Raw genomic sequence first — 14,158 nt, forward strand, 5'->3', positions numbered from 1 at the left:
AGATCATGCAAGAGCTTACTTTCGGCACCCTTATCGCCGTCTTCGAGGAAATCTTCGGTCAGGCCCTGTTCTGGGCCATGGTCGTGGTCGCGGGGCTGATCACGCTGGCCTATCTCTACGTGCTGATCCGCGACCGCGCGGTGAGCTGGCGCAAGTTCCTCTGGGCGCAGCTTTCCATGCCCGTGGGCGCGGTGCTGGCCGTCTGGTTCGTGCTGTTCGAGACCCGGTCGAGCCTCGCCGATATCGGCGGGCCCATCGACGTGATCCTGCTGCTGGCCATCGCGGTTGCCGGGGCCATCGGCCTCGCGATCCTGGTCTACACGCTCGAATCCCTGTTCCTGCGCAAATCCGAGGACTGAGCCATGTCCGACGTCACCCCCCAGGCCTCCGCCGCTCCGGTTGCCGACGCGCCGCATGGCCGGCTCGCGCATTTCCCGGTCACCTTCTTTGCGTCGGTGATGGGGCTTGCGGGGCTGGCGCTGGCGCTGCACCGGGCTGAACTCAGCTTTGGCTGGCCGCAATGGCTCGGTCAGGTCGCGCTCTGGGCGGCCATCGCCGATTTCCTGGTGGTCTCCGTATTCTTCGCGCTCAAGGCGCTGCGGGTGCCAAAGGCCTTCGCGGCGGAGTGGAACCATCCGGTGAGGATCGCCTTCTTTCCGGCGATCACGATCTCGGTGCTGCTCATCGCCACCGCCCTGCGCCCGGTCGCCGGGGACGCGGCGCGGGTGGTCTGGCTGGCCGGGATGCTGGGGCAGGGGGCGCTGACCCTCGCGGTGCTGTCGGGCTGGATCGGGCACCGCCCGTTCCAGCACATCCATATCTCGCCCGCCTGGTTCATCCCGGCGGTGGGCAATATCGTCGTGCCGGTGGCCGGCGTCGCTCTGGGCTTTACCGAGATCTCCTGGCTGTTCTTCTCCGCCGGGCTGGTTTTCTGGGTCGTGCTGCTGACGCTGGTGATGAACCGGCTGATCTTTCACGATCCGCTGCCGGGCCGGCTGCTGCCGACGCTGGTGATCCTCATCGCGCCGCCCGCCGTCGCCTTTCTGAGCTGGCTGCAACTCAATGGCGGCGTACTCGACGGGTTTGCCCGGGTGCTCTTCTACACGTCGCTGGTGTTTCTGGGCCTCGTTGCGACCCAGGCGCCGAAAATCCTCAAGCTGCCCTTCGCCATGTCCTGGTGGGCGCTGAGCTTTCCGGTCGCCGCGCTGACGATTTCGACCCTGCGCTATGCCGAGCTGGCACAGCTGCCGGCGCTGACCGCGCTGGGCGCGGTGTTCCTGGCGCTGCTGGTGGGGATCGTGGGCTATCTGATCGCGCGCACCGGCCTCGCCATCCTGCGCGGCGAAATCTGCCAACCCGAGTAATCTTCCGGACAGACAGAAAGGACGATCCGATGACCCGTTTCCTCACTGCCGCCCTCGTGGCCGCCACCTGCCTCGCGGCCCCGGCGGCCCGCGCCGACAGCGCTGAAAAGCTGGTGACCGTGCTGACCTCGCCCGAGCCGCAGACCCAGCTCATGGCCATGGTGCTGGCCTTTCAGGCCGCCAAGCAGGGCGCCGTGCCGCATATCCTGCTCTGCGGTCCCGCCGCCGATATCGCGCTGAAAGAGGCGCCCGAAAGCGCCACCGCGCCGCAGCCGCCCAAGGGCATGAGCCCGCAGGGGCTGATGCAGACGATCATGGCCGAGCCCGGCGCCCGGGTCGAGGTCTGCGCGATCTACCTGCCCGGCAAGGGCGCGGAAGCCACCGCGCTGCTCGACGGGGTGGGTGTGGCGCAGCCGCCGGCCATGGCTGCGGCGATCATCGGCGACGACACCCAGGTCGTCAGCTACTGAGCGATTCACGTCCGGCTGCCCCAAACAGCCGGACGGGGACGGGCCCGGACGATCCCTCCTGTCCGGGCCCATTTTTCATTTTCCGCCCCATGGCCCCAAACGCGCACGGGTTTTTCGGCGCGCGAGAACGCTTTTTTAACCAAATTGTCATAGAGGATTTACGGTCCATCTATATCAAAGAACGATAATTCCGAGCGGTGCGTATTTTCATGGCCACGATTGGCGAACAGATCGCCGCCCTGCCCATGCATTGGGACAAGAAGGGCAATCTCCAGGTCTTGATGGTGACCTCGCGCGATACCGGGCGCTGGGTGATGCCCAAGGGCTGGGAGATGGACGGCAAGAAACCCTGGCACGCCGCCGAGATCGAGGCGCTGGAGGAGGCCGGGGCCAAGGGCTATGTCAGCCGCGAAGAACTCGGCACCTATCGCTATGACAAGCTGCTCGACAACGGCACCGCGCTGCCCTGTCTGGTGCGGGTCTACCCGATGATCGTCGACAAGCTCCTGCGCAACTGGAAGGAACGGCACCAGCGCAAGCGGAAATGGTTCTCGCCCAAGGCGGCGGCCAAGCGCGTGCACGAGCCCGAACTGACCGAGCTTTTGCTGATGCTGGCCAAGAAACCCAAGAAACAGCCGGTGATCCAAGAGATGCTGCGCGCCTGCTGAGGCGCCGGGGCGGTGGGCAGGATTGCCCACCCTACGTTGTGGGCTCAGTCTACGGGCAGCCCGCTCGGCACGCGGTCGGGCCGCCCGAGCGGGCGGTCTGCCGCGCTGGCCCCGGTAAGGGCTTTGAGAAAGGCCTCGATCTCGCCCACCTCGGTATCGCTCAGAGGCACTCGCCGCACCTCCACCGTTTCGAGCTGCCGGGCGGTCTCCAGCCGGTCTTCGAGCAGGACGAAATCGTAATCCTCCAGCGACGCGACGCGGGGAAGATGCGCAAGCTGCGGCTGCCAGCGCCGCCGCGCGTCCACCGGATCGGCCATGTGACGGATCATGCCGCGCAGGGTCGGGTAAGCGCCGTTATGGCCATAGGGCGCGGTGAGCGCCACGTTGCGCAGCGGCGGGGTGCGGAAACGATAGGCGTCTTGCGGCTCGTCGGTCACGCTCATGCGCCCGACATCGCGGGGAATCGGATCGTGTTTGCGGATGCGCCCCGGGCCGAACCCGGGCAGCCCCATGGCGTGAAAGGACTGATCGCTGAACAGCGGCCCGGAATGGCATGCGGCGCAGCCCGCCGCGCCGAAAAACAGCTTTCGTCCGCGTTCGGCATCCTCCGGTAGCGGCGTGCCATCGCGGAGATAGGCGTCGTAGGGGCTGTCATAGCTCTGCCACTCGGTGCCGATGAACGCCGCCAGGGCGTTGGCGATCTGCACCACGGTGATCTCATCGGGCCGGTCGATTTCGGGAAACGCCGCGACGATCCGCTCCGCATACTCCGGGATCGCCGCCACCCGCGCGGCGAGAAGCGGCCAGCCCTGCCAGACCGCGCCGGCCACCGCATCGGCCACCGGGTTCTCGCCGGCATTCCCCGCCATTTCGAACTCGGCGGTCATCGGGAACAGCGCCTGCGCGGCCAGCGGCGAGCTCAGCCCCTCGGGCAGATGTTGGCCTGCCGGTGTGGAAAAACCGCTGGGAAAGCGCGCGTCGCGCTCGACCCGTCCGTCATGGAACAGCACCGACACTTCGCGATGCCCGAGATTCCACAGCCCCGGCGCGTTGCGCGGAATGCGTTTGGCGATGTCTCCGGGGCGGCGCTCCGGTCCGAGCCCGCTGCCGCCTTCGCCGATGCCGAGGCTCAGCCGGTCGGTGCCATCGAGGTCGTGATGGTGGCAGGTGGCGCAGGAGATGTTGCGGTTGCCACTCAGGATCTTGTCGTAAAACAGCAGCTGACCGATGCGGGCTTGCGCCGGATCGAAGGGCAGGAAATCATCCGCCCCGATGGGCTGGGCCATGGCTGCCCCGCCCGCCATCAGAAACACCAGGCCCGCCAGCGCATGCGTTATCTTTGCACCGCCCTTTTCGTCTTTCTTGCGACGCCGCTTGTGGCCGGGCGCATCGACGAGGCGCGCGCGTTGCTGGCAGAGGGCCTCATCGACGAGGCGCTGGCCGTGCTCGACCCCGCCGCGCGTTCCGGCAATGCCGATGCCGAAGAGATGATCGGCAGGATCTACAGCCTGGGGCTGGGCGGCACGACGGACGAGGTGCGCGCCTTTGAATGGCATCAGCGCGCCGCGCTCAAGGGCCATGCCGGGGCGCAGATGTCGCTCGGCTGGTGTTATGAACTCGGCATGGGACTGCCGGTGCCGGATCCAGCCCGCGCCTTTCTCTGGTACAGCCTCGCGGAGATCGGCGGCCATCCCGACGCGGCGGAGGCGGTTGAGGCGCTGCGCGCGACACTGTCGCCGGAAGAGATCGAAAAGGCTCATGCGATGATCGCCGATTACAAGGGTTGGCTTTATCCCTATCGCTGAGTCTGCGAGCCCGGGCGCGCCCGGGCAAGCGCCGAATTCAGATACAGGGATCAGGATCCGCCCGCAAAGCCGCCATAGCGCCCGCCGCAAAAAATCAGCGGATCGCCCGGCAGGGTCGCGACGCGATGCACCTTTCCGATCAGGATCGTGTGGTCGCCGCCGTCATGCTCGGCCACCTTTTCGCATTCGAACCGCGCCACGCAGTCCTCGATCAGCGGCACGCCCTCGGGCGAGCGCTGCCATTCTGCCAGATCGAAGGAGTCGCCGGAGCGCGCGAAACCGCGGCAGATCGCTTCCTGCTCGCTGCTCAGGATGTGGATCGCGAAATGTTGCGCGGCGACGAAGAACGGATAGCGCCCGGAACTCTTGGCCGGCGACCAGAGCACCAGCGGCGGGTCCAGCGAGAGGCTGGCAAAGCTGTTCGCGGCGATGCCCAGCGGGCCGTCCTGCGTGGCGCAGGTGATCACGGTCACGCCGGTGACGAAGCGCCCCAGCGCATCGCGAAAAGCGCGCGGATCGGTCTCAGCGGGATCGAAGCTTTGGGGTGTCTCGCTCATGCCATTGCTCCGGGCTGCGGTCGCTGCATGCTGCCTCTCCTTGCTGCGCTTTCGGCGCCATCCTTGCGCAAGCGTCGGGAAGGGTCCAGATCGGTCGTGACCCGAACGGCCTTCGGAGCGGTATTTTGAGCCGATCCGACACGTTTGCACTTCGTCGGACCCGGGGTCTTTTCGGTTCGCGCATTGGATGTGTTGGAAAAGATGTAATTTATCAGCATCTTATTTGTCACCTCACGCAACCCGACTGAATTGTTGATTTTTCACAACAACGTGACGCAGACGACATGTTTGTGCGTTTCGGGCGGTTTTGCGACTGGCGACTGTGGCGAAATTAAGGTAGCTGGATACCAGAACAAAAGCGTCGCCGGAAAAAAACAAACAGGCGATCCGAGGTAGAGTGGGTGTTATTATGAACGTGATCGATTTCGCGATCCGTACCCGTGCGGGTGCGGTTTCGAAGGGGAGTGTCGGTGGCGATGGGCAAGGTGTCCTGATCGACGCGACGAACGGCAACGAGGTTTCCCTCAATCTTCATCAGTCGGATGTCGCGCGCTACGAGCGTGCGGGCAACGACTTAGTGCTGACACTGTCCGACGGGCGCGAGCTCGTGCTCGAAGGCTATTTCGGGGCTGGTACCCCTGCCCAGCTCTATCTCAGCGCCGATGGCATTTTGCAGGAGGTGACGTTGTCCGAAAGCGCCGGCGAGTCGCTTGCCGTGCAATACGGACACACCGAGACCTTGGGGAAGTGGAGCCCTTCCGAAGATCTGATCTTTTTTGATCGTCCGGCGCTCATGGTCGACAACTATGAGGAGGAAGAGGTCAGCATGCTCGGGGCCGGGCTGCTCGGATCGAGCTTGCTGGGGCCGATCGGCGCCGGCGCGGCGCTGCTCGGTGGCGCGGCGATACTGGGCAGCGGCTCTGGCGGCAGCGGTGGATCTGGCGGGGGAAATGCCTCGGCGCCGGCGGTTCCCACCGTCGATGATGCCGATATCCCGATCATCGTGGGCGGCACCGAGGATCCTCGCATCGACATTACCGGCACGGGCGAGCCCGGCTCCACCGTGGTGGTCACCATCGGCGCCGTCGAGGAAACGACCGTTATCGAGGATAACGGCGCCTGGGGCGTTGAGTTCGATGGCGAGGATTTCCCTGATGATGGCAGCTATGAGGATGTCACGGTGGTCGTCGAGGACGAAGACGGCACCGTCACCGATCTGACCGGTCCGCCGGTCACCATCGACCTGACCCCGCCGCCGCTTGAGATCACCGAAGGCACAGCGGGAACGGGCGATATCGTCAATGCCGGGGACCAGGCCGACGGCGTCACCGTCGCGGGCACGTCCGAGCCCGGCGCCACGGTCGAGATCGCGCTTGGCGAGCATGTCGCCAGCAGCGTTGCCGACGAGGCGGGGGGCTGGCAGATCACGTTCGATAGCAGCGTCGTGGCCGAGGGCGAATATCTCGCCGATATCGTCGTGACCGCCACCGATGCCTTTGGAAACAGCACGGCGCTTGGCGATGCGCTGGATATCGACACGGTCGCACCGCCGCTGAGCATCGACCCGGTGGGCGGCGACGATCTGGTGAACGGGGCCGAGGCCGCCGAGGGCTTTGCCATCACCGGCAGCGCGGAGGCCGGCGCGCCGGTTGTGGTCACCTATGACGGCGAGAGCTATGAGACCGTGGCAGGCGAGGACGGGCGCTGGGCGGTCATGGTGAGCGCCGCCGATGTCGTGGCGGGCGAATACAGCGCCGGGATCGAGGCCAGCACCCTGGACCGTGCCGGCAATGTCACGACCACCGCCAGCACGTTTTCCGTGGACACCGAAACCTCGGTGGCCTTCAGCGCGGCGGCTCTCACCGGAGACGATCTCATCAATGCCGAGGAACTGGCGGACGGCGTGCTCCTGACCGGCAGCGCCGAGCCGGGTGCCACCGTCATGGTCACGGTTGCCGGGCTCAGCCAGGAGGCGAGTGTCGCCGCGGATGGTCGCTGGAGCGTCACCTTCAACGGGCTCGAAGCGGGCAGCTACGAGACCGTTGCAACCGTCAGCGCGACCGATGCCGCCGGCAATACCGCCAGCGCCGAGCACGCCTTTGCCGTCGATACCGAGATCTCGGTAACGCTGGACGACGGCATCGGGGGGGACGGCACGGTGAATGCCGCCGAGGCCGCCGAAGGCGTGGTGCTGACGGGCAGCGCCGATGCCGGGGCGTCGGTGCATATCGAGATCGACGGGACCGGCTACGAGACCGTCGCCGACGCCGCGGGCCAGTGGCGCCTTGCGCTTTCTGCCGCGGACATTGCGTCGGGGAGCTATGACAGCGCGGTGACGGTCACCGCAACCGATGCGGCGGGCAACAGCTCTGTCGTGACCGGCAGCTTTGCCGTGGATACCGAAACCTCCGTCGCTTTTGCGGCGGACCCGGTCGAGGGAGACGGCATCGTCAACGCAGTGGAACGTGCCGATGGCGTCTCGCTTTCCGGCGTGGCCGAGCCCGGCGCCGGGGTCGAGGTCACCCTTGGCACCGTCACCCGCGCGGCGACGGTCGCCGCCGATGGCGGCTGGACCGTGGATTTCGCGGCGGCGGATATCCCCGAAGGAGAGGCGGTGCTGCCCGTCAGCGCGATCGCAACCGACGCGGCAGGCAACACTGCCAGCGCCAGCGGCGAGATCGCCGTGGACACGCTGGTGCGGGATTTCGCCCTGACATCCGAGCTTGGCGGCGCCGATGGGATCATCAGCGCTTCCGAGGCGGCCGAAGGGCTCACCCTCACCGGCAGCACCGAGCCGGGTGCGAGCGTCCAGGTCACCCTCGGGGGCATCGCGCGCGCGGCGACGGTTGCCGCCGATGGCAGCTGGACCGTGAGCTATGGCGCCGACGCGCTGCCCTCGGGCGAGCAGACGGTCACGCTGACCGCCGTGTCCACCGATGCGGCGGGCAATAGCGAGACGCTGACCCGGGAGATCGGGATCGACACCGATGCCGGCCTGCTGACCATCGACCCGGCGCCGCTCGAAGGCGACGACATCGTCAACGCCGCCGAGGCGTCGGATGGCGTGGTTGTCACGGGCACTTCCACACCCGGCCAGGCGGTCGCGGTGACACTGGGCGATGCGGCGATGACGGTGACGACCGATGCCGATGGTGTCTGGAGCGCGGCCTTCGCCGCCGCCGAGATTCCCGCCGGGACCTATACTGCCGATATCACCGCGACGATCACCGACGCGGCGGGCAACACGTTGACTCGCAGCGACGGCGTCGGGATCGACACCGAGGTGGTGAATTTCGGGCTCTCTGACGATCCGATCGAGACCGACGATGTGGTCAATGCCGCAGAGGCCGCCGATGGCGTCACCCTGACCGGGACCACCGAACCCGGCAGCAGCGTGACCGTGACCTTCGAGGGCACCGAACGCGCCGCGACGGTGGATGCGGCGGGCAACTGGAGCGCCAGCTTCACCGCCGCCGAGATCCCGGCGGGCCAGTACGATGCGGTGGCCGAGGTTTCGACCACCGATGCTGCGGGCAACACCGCCAGCGCCAGCGCGCGTTTTGCGGTCGACACCTATGTGGACGGGCTGGCTGTCTCCGACACGCCCATTGCCGGCGACGATATCGTCAATGCCGAAGAGGCGCGCAGCGGTTTTGGGCTGACCGGCACGGTCGAGCCCGGGTCGACGGTCACACTCACGGTCGGGGGCGTGGAGATCGCGGCCAGCGTCGATACCGGCGGCAACTGGACGGCGGATATCCCCGCGACCGCCATCCCGGCGGAGGCGACCGAGCTGTCGATGCTGATCGAAGCGGTGGACGCGGCGGGCAACACCACGTCGATCACCGAAACCGTGGCGATGGATACGCTGGCACCCGATACACCGGATGTGGAGAGCTACACCCGGGACCATACCGGCCTGCGCGGCATCACGCTGGCGAGCGGCGAAGGCGATGTGGAGATCGACACCGTGGTCGATGAGGACGGCGCGGAGATCGCGGATGTGGCGTTCAGCTCTTACCAGATTTCGGGGCTGGGCGAGACCGCCTATTCCTTCAACGAGGTGGTGCCGGACGGCTCGCATCTCGTGGTGAGCGCGACCGACGCGGCAGGCAACCGCTCGGGCACCTATCTGGTGGTGGACGATACGACCACCTCCGAGGTGGCCATGTCCAACCCGCTGGCTCAGGCGCTCTCGCAGTTCAATATCGAGACGATCGACCTGCAATTCGCCGAGGAAAGCGCGCTGACGATCACCGAGTCGCAACTGGCGGCCTTGTCGTCGAATGGCGACACGCTGATCGTCGAGGGCGGGTCGGATGACAGTGTGACGATTGTCGGTGCTCAGGCTCAGGGCAATGACGGAGAGGGCTACAACCTCTTCTCCCTCGGCGACACCGATCTGAGAATTGATGAGGACATCACCAACGTGGTGATTTGAGGGTACGAGTAGGTGTACGAGTAAACGTCCGGAGGCTCGGTTTACCCGGGCCTCCGGATCCCGAAATAACGATAAAACGCGCCGTTTACGGGGGCACGCATGGGGCAGACACACAGGCGGAGCCTGGTCATGATCGCCGTTCTGGCGATGGTGCCGGGCTGCATGAGAGACACGGGAGAGGGCGTCGTTTCGCGGTTCATGGGCATGGAGCCCACCGCGCTGGCGCCCAGGGACAGCACGGCGACGCCGGCCAGCGCGGAGCTGGAAGAGGTCTCGCCGATCATCGCGCAGCTTCAGGCGCGGCGCAGCGCCATCGCATCGGGAACGCCTTATGAGCGGGTCGCCGAGGCGGTGATGCAAAGCGACGCGCGCGTGGCCGAGGCCGAGTTGCGTGTGGCGCAGCTGCGCGCGCAAGCGGCCCGGAAGAACTGGCTGCCAAGGATCGGTCCGGATATTTCGCTCAATTCGCTGGGCGGTTTCGCGGCGTCGCTGGTGATCGACCAGGTGCTTTTCGACAACGGCCGCAAGATCGCCGAGCGCGACAAGGCCAAGGCCGATGTCGAGCTGGCCGCCGTGGCGCTGGTCGAGGACGGAAACAGCCGGGTCTTTGAGGCTCTGACGCTGTATCTCGCCGCCGAGGAGGGGCGTGACAGCGCCGCGCATTTCGCCGAGGCGCATCGCGAGATGACCCGCTTTGAATGGGTGATGAGCGAACGGGTCCGGGGCGGCGTGTCGGACATGTCGGACCTCAACGTGCTGCGCCAGAAACTTGCCTCCATCCAGGCGCAGCAGGGCCGAGCGGAAGAGCGCAGCCGCACCGCGCTGGCGGAGCTCAACGCCATGTCGGCGCGCCCGCTTGATGCGCTGCGGGGGCTCGGCGGCCTGCATGCGGCGCCGGAGGCGCCGCCGCTCGCGGTGCTGCGGGCCGAGGCCGAGCGCGAGGCGACGCTTGCGGAGGCGCGCATTGCCCGGGCCAGCCACCTTCCGGGTCTTTCGGCAAATGGCCGGCTGTCGGACGATGGCGGTCTGAGCGGCGGGCTTGGTGTGACCACGGATTCGCTCTTCGGTCTCGGCACCATGGCCGAGTTGAACGCCATCGAGGCCGGCAAGGAAACCGCCGAGCGCCGCGTCGCCCAGGCCGCCGAGGCGGCGGCGCGCGAGATCGCCAGCCAGAGCGGCCAGCTCGAGGCCTATCGCCGTCAGCTTTCCGAGGCACGGTTGCTGACCGCTCAGGCAAGGCAAAACCTGGATCTTTTCCAGCGACAATACGAGGGCGGGCAGCGCCAGGTGATGGATGTGGTGGGCGTCTACGAGACCTATGCCGGCGCGCTCGAAACCGAGATTGACCTGCGTTATCGCGCTGCCCGTGCCGAGCTCGCGCTGGCGCGTCTTCAGGGCGCGCTTGCCGAGGGGGCGCGGATTTGACCGCGCAGCCGGCTCCGGTGGCTGCGGGCATCGCCCGAACGCCCGTGCTGCGGGCGGTGCCGCGCCCGGTGCCGGCCAACAGCGCGGGGGACGCGCCGCGCCACTCCGACCGTGCCCATGCGCGTTGCGATCTGATCCGTGTTCTGGCGGGGCTGAAAGGCGTCGAGGCGCGCGCGTCCGATATCCTTGAGGCGCTGTCGCGCAACCAGAGCACCGATGGAGGCCTTGGCGCCGAGGCCCTGCGCGCCGGTCTCGACGCCGCCGGGCTCTTGCCCGAGGCCCGTAGCCCGGCAAGCCTGACCCCGGATCTCTGGCCGGCGCTGGCCTTGATGCGCAGCGGGCAGGCGGTGCTGGTGCTGGCGCAGGAGGCGGGCGGGCTCACCGTGTACGACCCCAGCGCCAAAGGCCGCCGCGCCGAGGTGGCGCTGGGCGACTTCGCCCCGGTCTTCGCTGGCACGATCCTGCGGGCCGAAGCGCCGATCTCCGCGCTCTCCGAGACGCACGCCGGCGCTGAAATGAGGGCGCACTGGTTCTGGGGCCAGTTCCGGCGCTTCACGCGGCCTTTTGCCGAGGTGGCGCTGGGTTCCTTCGTGGCCAATCTGCTGGCGGTGTCGGTGGCGCTGTTTTCGCTTCAGGTCTACGACCGGGTGATCCCGCACCAGTCGGAAAGCACGCTCTGGGTGCTGGCGGCGGGCGCCGTGATGGCGCTGTTGCTGGAGGCGTTTCTCAAGGTGGCGCGCTCGCAGCTGCTCGACGGGGCGGGGCGGCAGATCGAGATGACCACCCAGACGCTGCTGATGTCGCGACTGCTGGGCATGCGCTCGGACATCCCAGGGCGGTCGCCGGCGCAGCTCTTCTCCTCGATGCGCGAATTCGGCTCGGTGCGCGAGTTTTTCACCGCTTCCACCGTGGGTGCGCTGGCGGATATTCCCTTTGTCTTCGTCTTCCTGCTGCTGGTCTGGTCGATTGCCGGACCCGTCGTCGGTGTGCTGATCCTCGGCGGGCTTCTGATGGTTCTGCCCGGCTTTGCGATGCAGCGCCGGATGATCCGGCTCACGCGCGAGATGCAGGGCGCCTCGGCGCGGCAGTCACGGCTGTTGCAGGAGGTCGTGACCGAGCTCGACACGATCAAGGCACAGCGCGCCGAAGACCGGTTCCGCCGGCTCTGGGAGGAGCTGACGGCGGTGCAGGCGCTGAAAAGCTCCGAGCAGCGGCGGCTCTCGGCGATACTGACCTTCTGGTCTCAGGGGGTGCAGCAAGGCACCTATGTGACGGCGGTGATCTGCGGCACCTATCTGGTCTTTGCCGGTGAGTTCACCGTGGGCTCGATCATCGCCACCGGCATCCTGACCTCACGCACGCTGGCGCCGCTGACCCAGCTCTCCGGCATCCTCGCGCGCTGGGGCAATGTCAAAGGCGCGCTCGACGGGCTGGACGGCATTGCCGACGTCGCGCAGGATCGGGCCGAGGCGCGGACCTATCTGCGCCGCGAGCATCTGCGTGGCCAGTTCGAGCTGCGCGATGTCAGCTTCCGCTACGATCCCGAGGGCGCGGCCGTGGTCGATCTGCCAAGCCTGGTCCTCCAGCCGGGACAGACGCTGGCGGTGCTGGGCGCCAACGGGTCGGGCAAATCGACCCTGCTCAAGCTGCTTTCGGGGCTCTATGCGCCCACGACGGGAAAGCTGCTGATCGACGGCACCGAGATGGCACAGATCGAGCCGCGCGACCTGCGCCGCTGCATCGGCTATCTGGGGCAGGACGTCCGGCTGTTCCACGGCACGCTGCGCGACAACCTGAACCTGTCGCTGCTGGAACGCGACGATGCGCGACTTTACGAGGCGCTGGATTTCGCCGGGCTCGGCCCGCATGTGAAGGCGCATCCAAAGGGGCTGGATCTGGAGATCCGTGACGGCGGCGAGGGGCTTTCCGTCGGCCAGCGTCAGAGCATCGGCTGGGCGCGGCTGTGGTTGCAGGATCCCGATATCTGCCTGCTGGACGAGCCCACCGCCGCGCTCGACCAGACGCTGGAAAAGACGCTGGTGTCACGCCTGGAAAGCTGGCTGGCGCACCGCACCGCCGTGATCGCCACCCACCGCGTGCCGATCCTGTCGCTGGCCTCCCGCACCATGGTTCTGGCGCAGGGCCGCGTCGCCGTGGACGGGCCGCGCGACCAGGTGCTCGGCCATCTGCGCAAGGAGACCTGAGACGATGGCGAGCAGCTCCACCAATCTTTCCGCCCAGCTCTTTCGCGATCTGAAGGGGCCGTCGCTGACGGTCTGGCTCTGCGCCATTTCGGTCTGGGCCTTCATCCTCTGGGCCGGCTTTGCCTGGGTCGATGAGATCGTCCGGGCGGATGGTCAGATCATTTCCTCCTCGCGTCCGCAGATCATCCAGAACCTTGAGGGCGGCATCCTGTCGGAGCTGCTGGTCAAGGAGGGCGACGAGGTGCGGCGCGGCGATGTGCTGGCGCGGTTGCACGGCACGCAGTTCCGGTCCTCGGTGGATGATTTGCAGGATCAGATTACCGCCCTTGAGACGCGCCGCCTGCGTCTCGAGGCCGAACTGGCGGGGGCGTCGGATTTCGATGCCCCCGCATCTTTGGCCGAGCGGAGCCCCGAGATCGTGCAGTCCGAGCGGGCGCTGCTCGCGGCGCGTCAGGCGGATTATCTCAAGCGCGCTGCGGGCGCGAAGCGGGTCATGGACCAGGCCTATAACGAGCTGAAACTGCTGGAGGATCTTCTTGCGAGCAAGGTGGTGGCGCTGATCGAGGTGACCCGCGCACGCAAGGCCTTTGCCGACGCCAAGGTGCGCCATGATGAAATCGTCACCCAGACCGAGCTGACCCGCGCGCAGGACTATTCCGATACGCTGAAAGAGCTGGCGACCCTGCGCCAGACACTCAAGTCCAGCCAGGATCAGCTCAGCCGCACGGTGCTGGTGGCGCCGATGCATGGGGTGGTGAACGGGCTGAACGTGACCACGATCGGCGGTGTGGTGCGGCCGGGCGAGGAGATCATGCAGATCATTCCGCTCGACGAGCAGCTGTTCGTCGAAGCGCAGGTGGCGCCCGAGAACATCGCCAATATCCGCCCCGGTCAGGAGGCGACGATCAAGCTCACCGCCTATGACTACACGATCTACGGCACGCTGAAGGGCCGGGTCGACGTGATCTCGGCGGACACGTTCGAGGACGAGCGCCGCCCCGAGCTCGGGCCGCATTACAAGGTGACGGTGCGGGTCGACATGTCGGCGCTTAGCGACCGGCAGGCGCGGATCGAGATCCGCCCGGGCATGATGGCGCAGGCCGAGCTGCACACCGGCGAAAAGACCGTGCTGCAATATCTGCTGAAACCGCTCTACAAGACCCGCGAGGCGCTTCGCGAACCCTGACGCACGGTCTTGCCAATCCGCGCGGCGCAGCGCAAAGC

The 14,158-nt window shown here is 67.0% G+C and carries 11 protein-coding genes; 9 read left to right on the forward strand and 2 right to left on the reverse strand.

Going from position 1 to position 14,158, the window contains the following annotated elements; genetic code table 11:
• Positions 1-5 precede the first annotated feature (5 nt).
• From Ga0080574_RS15035 to Ga0080574_RS15050, 4 genes are all read left to right on the forward strand, one after another.
• Complete coding sequence (locus Ga0080574_RS15035) at positions 6-359, forward strand: DUF5368 domain-containing protein (protein WP_076701107.1); 354 nt, start codon at positions 6-8, stop codon at positions 357-359.
• A gap of 3 nt (positions 360-362) precedes the next feature.
• On the forward strand, positions 363-1,364 hold the full coding sequence (locus Ga0080574_RS15040; RefSeq protein ID WP_076701111.1) for an SLAC1 anion channel family protein: 1,002 nt from the start codon (positions 363-365) through the stop codon (positions 1,362-1,364).
• A 29-nt stretch (positions 1,365-1,393) separates the two neighbouring features.
• Positions 1,394-1,834, forward strand: coding sequence for a DsrE family protein (locus Ga0080574_RS15045; protein WP_076701115.1), 441 nt, complete (start codon positions 1,394-1,396; stop codon positions 1,832-1,834).
• A 209-nt stretch (positions 1,835-2,043) separates the two neighbouring features.
• Positions 2,044-2,502, forward strand: coding sequence for an NUDIX hydrolase (locus Ga0080574_RS15050; RefSeq protein WP_076701119.1), 459 nt, complete (start codon positions 2,044-2,046; stop codon positions 2,500-2,502).
• 44 nt (positions 2,503-2,546) lie between these two features.
• Here Ga0080574_RS15050 and Ga0080574_RS15055 read toward each other — a convergent pair whose 3' ends face one another.
• Positions 2,547-3,788 carry a cytochrome-c peroxidase gene (locus tag Ga0080574_RS15055; RefSeq protein ID WP_076701124.1) on the reverse strand — a complete coding sequence of 414 codons (1,242 nt, stop codon included), beginning with the start codon at positions 3,786-3,788 and terminating at the stop codon, positions 2,547-2,549.
• Positions 3,789-3,830: 42 nt separating this feature from the next.
• On the opposite strand from Ga0080574_RS15055, the gene Ga0080574_RS15060 reads away from it, so the two are divergent.
• Complete coding sequence (locus Ga0080574_RS15060; protein WP_076706007.1) at positions 3,831-4,307, forward strand: tetratricopeptide repeat protein; 477 nt, start codon at positions 3,831-3,833, stop codon at positions 4,305-4,307.
• A gap of 50 nt (positions 4,308-4,357) precedes the next feature.
• Here the strand turns inward: Ga0080574_RS15060 and Ga0080574_RS15065 are convergent, their stop codons facing one another.
• The gene (locus Ga0080574_RS15065; protein WP_076701128.1) at positions 4,358-4,864 is read right to left on the reverse strand and encodes a flavin reductase family protein; all 507 of its coding nucleotides are present in this window, start codon (positions 4,862-4,864) and stop codon (positions 4,358-4,360) included.
• A 409-nt stretch (positions 4,865-5,273) separates the two neighbouring features.
• Here Ga0080574_RS15065 and Ga0080574_RS15070 point away from each other — a divergent pair, with 409 nt between their 5' ends.
• The 4 genes from Ga0080574_RS15070 (at position 5,274) to Ga0080574_RS15085 (ending at position 14,120) form a co-directional block, all read left to right on the forward strand.
• Positions 5,274-9,305, forward strand: a complete 4,032-nt coding sequence (locus Ga0080574_RS15070; RefSeq protein ID WP_083716864.1) for an Ig-like domain-containing protein — start codon at positions 5,274-5,276, stop codon at positions 9,303-9,305.
• A 129-nt stretch (positions 9,306-9,434) separates the two neighbouring features.
• The gene (locus Ga0080574_RS15075) at positions 9,435-10,730 is read left to right on the forward strand and encodes a TolC family protein (RefSeq protein WP_076701132.1); all 1,296 of its coding nucleotides are present in this window, start codon (positions 9,435-9,437) and stop codon (positions 10,728-10,730) included.
• A gap of 47 nt (positions 10,731-10,777) precedes the next feature.
• Entirely contained in the window at positions 10,778-12,934 is a 2,157-nt protein-coding gene (locus Ga0080574_RS15080) for an ATP-binding cassette domain-containing protein (protein WP_380658788.1), read from the forward strand.
• A gap of 4 nt (positions 12,935-12,938) precedes the next feature.
• Positions 12,939-14,120 (forward strand): HlyD family type I secretion periplasmic adaptor subunit, encoded by a 1,182-nt coding sequence (locus tag Ga0080574_RS15085; RefSeq protein WP_076701136.1) that lies wholly within the window; start codon positions 12,939-12,941, stop codon positions 14,118-14,120.
• The last annotated feature ends 38 nt before the right edge of the window (positions 14,121-14,158 follow it).

The organism is Salipiger abyssi (genome assembly GCF_001975705.1).
GTDB classification, from domain to species: domain Bacteria; phylum Pseudomonadota; class Alphaproteobacteria; order Rhodobacterales; family Rhodobacteraceae; genus Salipiger; species Salipiger abyssi.

Bases quoted from the DNA above. Each gene is read 5' to 3' on its own strand.
- Ga0080574_RS15075 (WP_076701132.1), top strand. From the start codon at position 9,435: ATGATCGCCGTTCTGGCGATGGTGCCGGGCTGCATGAGAGACACGGGA.
- Ga0080574_RS15040 (WP_076701111.1), top strand. From the start codon at position 363: ATGTCCGACGTCACCCCCCAGGCCTCCGCCGCTCCGGTTGCCGACGCG.
- Ga0080574_RS15055 (WP_076701124.1), bottom strand. From the start codon at position 3,788: ATGGCCCAGCCCATCGGGGCGGATGATTTCCTGCCCTTCGATCCGGCG.
- Ga0080574_RS15065 (WP_076701128.1), bottom strand. From the start codon at position 4,864: ATGAGCGAGACACCCCAAAGCTTCGATCCCGCTGAGACCGATCCGCGC.
- Ga0080574_RS15085 (WP_076701136.1), top strand. From the start codon at position 12,939: ATGGCGAGCAGCTCCACCAATCTTTCCGCCCAGCTCTTTCGCGATCTG.
- Ga0080574_RS15045 (WP_076701115.1), top strand. From the start codon at position 1,394: ATGACCCGTTTCCTCACTGCCGCCCTCGTGGCCGCCACCTGCCTCGCG.
- Ga0080574_RS15050 (WP_076701119.1), top strand. From the start codon at position 2,044: ATGGCCACGATTGGCGAACAGATCGCCGCCCTGCCCATGCATTGGGAC.
- Ga0080574_RS15035 (WP_076701107.1), top strand. From the start codon at position 6: ATGCAAGAGCTTACTTTCGGCACCCTTATCGCCGTCTTCGAGGAAATC.
- Ga0080574_RS15070 (WP_083716864.1), top strand. From the start codon at position 5,274: ATGAACGTGATCGATTTCGCGATCCGTACCCGTGCGGGTGCGGTTTCG.
- Ga0080574_RS15060 (WP_076706007.1), top strand. From the start codon at position 3,831: ATGCGTTATCTTTGCACCGCCCTTTTCGTCTTTCTTGCGACGCCGCTT.